This window comes from Desulfocicer vacuolatum DSM 3385, assembly GCF_900176365.1.
Classification (GTDB): Bacteria; Desulfobacterota; Desulfobacteria; order Desulfobacterales; family Desulfobacteraceae; genus Desulfocicer; species Desulfocicer vacuolatum.
The window spans coordinates 1-4,417 of sequence record NZ_FWXY01000058.1; the positions used below are offsets into that span (position 1 = coordinate 1).

Annotated in this window: 5 protein-coding genes; all 5 read right to left on the reverse strand. The window is 42.5% G+C overall.

Annotated features, from left to right (window positions below):
• Window positions 1–282: 282 nt before the first annotated feature.
• The 5 genes from B9A32_RS20725 to B9A32_RS20745 all read right to left on the reverse strand — a co-directional run bounded on the left by B9A32_RS20725 (window position 283) and on the right by B9A32_RS20745 (window position 4,226).
• Window positions 283–951 (reverse strand): TniB family NTP-binding protein, encoded by a 669-nt coding sequence (locus B9A32_RS20725; protein ID WP_084072070.1) that lies wholly within the window; start codon window positions 949–951, stop codon window positions 283–285.
• A 1-nt stretch (window position 952) separates the two neighbouring features.
• Entirely contained in the window at window positions 953–2,617 is a 1,665-nt protein-coding gene (locus tag B9A32_RS20730; protein ID WP_084072072.1) for an integrase, read from the reverse strand.
• Window positions 2,610–3,176 (reverse strand): DNA methylase, encoded by a 567-nt coding sequence (locus B9A32_RS20735; RefSeq protein ID WP_084072074.1) that lies wholly within the window; start codon window positions 3,174–3,176, stop codon window positions 2,610–2,612. Before B9A32_RS20735 ends, B9A32_RS20730 begins: the two co-directional genes overlap by 8 nt.
• 2 nt (window positions 3,177–3,178) lie before the next feature.
• Window positions 3,179–3,547: a CHC2 zinc finger domain-containing protein gene (locus tag B9A32_RS20740; RefSeq protein ID WP_084072076.1), complete on the reverse strand. Its 369-nt coding sequence runs from the start codon at window positions 3,545–3,547 to the stop codon at window positions 3,179–3,181.
• 223 nt (window positions 3,548–3,770) lie between these two features.
• Window positions 3,771–4,226 carry a hypothetical protein gene (locus B9A32_RS20745; RefSeq protein ID WP_212638053.1) on the reverse strand — a complete coding sequence of 152 codons (456 nt, stop codon included), beginning with the start codon at window positions 4,224–4,226 and terminating at the stop codon, window positions 3,771–3,773.
• Window positions 4,227–4,417: the final 191 nt, after the last annotated feature.

The following is a 4,417-nucleotide window of genomic DNA, read 5'->3' on the forward strand; positions in this document are numbered from 1 at the left end:
TGATAAGATGCAAATACTATAACGCTTTTCAAAACACTTTAACCTCATCGTTTTGTTTGTATTTTATTTGAAATCAACAACTTAATATGATTGTGATTTTATGGGCAATTGGCAAAATACTATAACGGAAGAAATAAATTCCAAATTTGAGTCATTTGCCTTTTGGGGTGTGCATAGTGCAAGAACATGTAGTCATAAATTTACGTGGATATCAGGCAAAAAAATAGGCCACTCCAGTGTAACTGGGCGGCCCATGTAACAACAGGTTTGAGATAATGGCTTTTATTGAGCCGGCAGATCCGAGATAAATTCCATGGCAAGGTTCAAATCAACAAAAGAATAATTCATTTCTTTTGCCTTGTCCCGGCAGTCCGTGCAGATTTCTTTAAATTTACGCATATCGCCCTTGGTAGCCATATAAAGCTGTTCAACAGCCTCCTGCTTAAAATCACTATACTCAACAATAAAATCTTCCACCACAATGGGATACAAAACAAGGGTTTTCAAACGACTGAGTATGTCGGGATGCTCGCTTGTCAGATAGGTCCGGACCTGGGGTAACCCGGCAAATACCATGGGTATTTCTGCATCAATGATCCTTTTAAAATAAGGCCAGACACGATTGTCCAGGTCACTTGCCTCGTCAATAATAATGAAACAGTTAGTCAAATCACATATCTTTTTTAAGTATTCCGGGGTTTTGCGGTAGCTGGCCGTGGTATTATAATTCAGTTGATTTAAAATCAATGCCAGGGTTACATGGATATTAAACAATGATTCGACCCGCACCGCGTGGAGTTTTTTAGGGCGCAGTAAATTTAAAAAACGGGTTTTTCCAACGCCATAATCGCCTTCAATCAACACGCTCTGTCCCCGATATATTCGGTTATAAATGGCTGACAGGTAAGAAATCCGGCGTTTGTCGCTGATGAAATTTTCTTTTTGACTCATGTCATACCTCCCCATGGATGGCATAGGGTGCCACAGGTTCACGGCGCAGATGTGCCTGACAGTCCAAAATAAATGCGTTGAACACAGCCACCCCTTTGACATGATCAGGCAGACTTATTTTTTTACGGTAAGCCATGTATCTGCCGTGGTTCCGCTTTACAATATTTTGTACTGTATTCAATGTCAGCCCCTTATTATGGGTCTCAATTAACAAAGGCCTGTCAATGATCATGGAATGATTTTCTAAAAAGGCAATGATCTGTTCAATTTCACTTTTTTCAAAGTCCATGGCCGGATAGGTTACAGTTTGTTCCGGTGATTTTTGGAGCAAGGCTTCTCCCAGAAGAATGCCATTATCCGCCGGCTCAAAAATGAAAAGTTTATCATGATAGCAGGATATCTTCACAGGTGTGCTTTTGTGATTGCTGAAAGCCTCAGCACCCAACGTCACACAATAAATCCGGTTATCACACCGGATCATTTTTTTCGCAGATACCGTTGCCGAAATTTTTCGAAAACCGTATTTCATATAGGACCTTACCTGTTGTGGTTCAAAAATCACTGGATTTTTTTGTGTCTGAAAGAATTTATTGAATTTTTGTTTCGGGATCCAGGCGCTGATTGTACCGTTTTCACTGAAATAATGCTTTGTTGTGTTGTGCTCATGAAGGTAGTCCTGTATCAGCTGGCTTGCCCTTAATTCATGGAGAGTCATATCAAGAAGGGTCACCGTGATTATTTCCTTTTTCCCAGGCTTGAAGATATAACCTGGGACCGTTTTGACAATTCGATCTTCAAAAGCTTTGATAATTCGAATTTCAAAATTATGCAGGCTTCTATGGGATGATTCCAGATGCGCTTTGTCCTTGGGAGCATGTATCCTTGAAAAATCGGCATCCATGTGGAATCCCCGGGGAACTGAATGCTCCAGATTTACAGCATTAAAGGCCCGCTTAAGGTTTAAAAAGCCTTTGGCATTATCAGGTCGGATACGAAACCGCTTTTGGGGAAAAGGTGTGCTCAATAAAAATTGTGTAAACAGGTCCACCGCGTTTAAACTGCTTTCAGAAAAAAATGCATCCAGGACAAGCATATACCGGGAACCAGTATCATACAATTCAATCACCTGGGGCTTTTGCCAGTATCCGTTGTCATCCTTTATTTTCAGATACTGGAACCGGCAGCCATCCATCTGTATGAGATCAAAGACCGGTACCGGGCTAAAGCAATGAGCGGTGGTTACATCCTCCTCAAAATCAGGCCGGGTCAAATACGATTTGAGATTCTCACGCTTCACCAGACGTCGCAGTGCATCAATGGAGACTGGACGCTTTAACTCAGATTCAAGCCAATGATGGTAGTTTTTGATGGTTCTTGCTTTTCGGGTGATGAAAATAAACTCCCGGCTTGACGGATCACAAGATGCCTTGACCATGGAGATAAAACGTTTGCGGGCTTCATTGTCCAGGGACCGGGGTCTGCCACTGCATCGCCTGCCTTCCATGATACCTTGCTCCACAAGTAGCAACGGCCTTGGAATGATGCCGGTTTTACGGTACTGATCTTTATAATATTTTTTTGCCTGGCGTAGTGCACCCCCTTTCTTGTTCATGAGTTTTTTGTGCAGCAGCAGATGAAAACGATCATCAAGGCTCAATTCATTCATGATTGACCTCCTTTGCCAGAATTTTTTCCCTTATCACCCGATTCCACAAGATAGCTGCCTGTTGCGAAGTCTTCTGCCATTGGTCATTTTGCGCAATGCGAACCTGCTCCATCATGGCTGATACCGCAGCCATGTATTCATTACTGATGATGCCTGTCTGATCCCCGGGAACATTTTTGTGTGAAGGCTTGTCTGAACGGATAAAGGTTTTGATATTCAACGCGCTCAGTTCCTTGCCGCTGGCCAGAAATCGTTTCCATGCGGCCCGTTGTTCAAGGGGATTTAATCCAGCCAGGGGACGCACTTGTGACTCATTGGCAGGAAGTCTGTCGCCAATTGGGGACAAATTTTTTATGACCTGATAGGCATGTATAAACCGGTAGGCCTGGGATTTGCCCATATCCCAACGTGCTTTGACATAGGCCGCAAAACTGTCATGCAGGGTCAACCGGTATAAACGGCTCTGTTTTATCTCATTGAGGGCTTTACCCAGTTCATAAAAACCCCTTCGTTTACCGGCAATAATGTTTTCCAGGTGAATTAACCGTTCCTGCTCCATGGCTACCTCGACCCGGGCATTGCAAATCCAATACCCACGGCAAGGCTCTGTAGTGCCTGACCGTTGTGAGCGCTCTGCTTATTCCTGCAGGTAAGAGTCTTTTGCAAAAACAAAACACTGTCTTTAAAACCCCATCCCTTGACCGTCATTACAAGGTCGATGGTGTTAAAATTTTTTTCACACCGGAAACACCTTGCAAGATTGGTCACTGGATGGGTCCCCGTCTGAAATTCATTGCAGACAGGGCACAGAAAACGAAAAACACCCTCACTGATTTTTGAAGGAATCTGTAATTCTTCAGCAATCAGCCGGGTAATGGGTATGACGTTTCTTAACTCATACAACTCATGGGGTGAAAATCTTTTTTGCATGGCCTGTATCTCCGTTTTTATGGGTTTGACCGCCACACATGCTCTGTGGCCGTGGTGAGATTGACGCTATCATCTACTATACATTTTTAGTGGATAGCTGTCTGTTGCCTCTTAAACATAAAAACGGATTACTTTTTGAATATTGTATTTATTTTCAACCAGTTATGATCACCATGTCTCTTAAAATCATTCTACCATCATTCTGTTAATATTTTTATATATTTCAATCGTTTAGAGCCATCATGTCTCTTAAACTCCCATGGGGATTAGTTACGGGTTTAACCAATGGAATTTTGCCTGTTTCTCCACCATATCCATGGGAAGCCCGGGAATCACGAGTGATTAAAAAAATCAGATACTGGAGTATGATTAAATTTTTTGTTCCGTATTCATTGAGGATTATTTCATAGGGTAAAATGGGGGCTTGGCCACCGTTTGCAGTGGGTGTCTCATCTTCTTTACTGATTTTTTCTTGGGCAGATTGAATTTTTTTGTCCAGATAATTGGTTTTAAAATAGTCCTTATTCTTTTTATTCCACTCTCCACATTTTCTGCGATGTTGCTCCCGCATACAATCAGGATTACCGCAGGTTTTCTGTCGGCCCTTCTGGCGAACATCTGGCTGAAACCATTTTCGACAGATACAACAGGGCCTTTTTCCCCGTGAGTGTCTACCCATTATAGCCTCCAGAGTTCAGGTTTATATGGAGAGTATAACTTTAGTGGAGGGTATTGTAAAAACGGCGGGATAAGCGGGGTATTTTTTCTTTTTAATAGGCGGGATAAGGCGGCGGGGTTTGTTAAAAATGAGCGTTACAGTATTTTGTCACTCATTTGGGGGTTAGGCGTTATAGTATTTGCATCTTAGCA